This is a genomic window from Brevibacillus sp. YAE8 (assembly GCF_057543335.1).
The window spans coordinates 1-502 of the sequence record NZ_BAAIYG010000203.1 but is presented as its reverse complement, the minus strand read 5'-3'; the positions used below and the strand labels follow the sequence as shown (position 1 = coordinate 502).

Annotated in this window: 2 protein-coding genes; both read left to right on the top strand. The window is 44.6% G+C overall.

The genetic code is table 11. The features are described 5' to 3' along the window. On the top strand, positions 1-83 hold an 83-nt coding region (locus AC27IT_RS28400; protein WP_487092361.1), incomplete at its 5' end, for a hypothetical protein. A gap of 28 nt (positions 84-111) precedes the next feature. Next, the coding region (locus AC27IT_RS28395; protein WP_487092360.1) for a CoA-binding protein at positions 112-502 on the top strand (391 nt) is incomplete at its 3' end.

Here is a 502-nt window from a genome sequence, read left to right as displayed (position 1 = left end):
AAATCCTTAGTGAATCAGGATTAAACATTACATCTGCGGAATCAATGGCTGACGGCGCGCAGAAAATCGTATCCTTAGTTTAAGAAAGAATGAAAGGCAGGGGACCAAATAATGAGTGTTTTCATTAATAAAGATACAAGAGTTATTGTGCAAGGGATTACAGGTTCTACCGCTTTATTTCATACGAAGCAGATGCTCGAATACGGCACAAATATCGTTGGCGGTGTAACACCTGGAAAAGGCGGAACAGAAGTGGAAGGTGTTCCTGTATTTAATACAGTGGCTGAAGCAGTTCAAACGACCGGCGCTAACGCGTCTGTTATATATGTGCCCGCACCGTTTGCAGCTGATGCGATTATGGAAGCGGTAGATGCGGAGCTTGATCTCGTGATTTGTATCACAGAACATATCCCGGTTTTGGATATGGTGAAGGTCAAACGCTTCATGGAAGGCAAGAAAACGAGACTGATAGGGCCGAACTGTCCTGGTGTCATTACGCCTG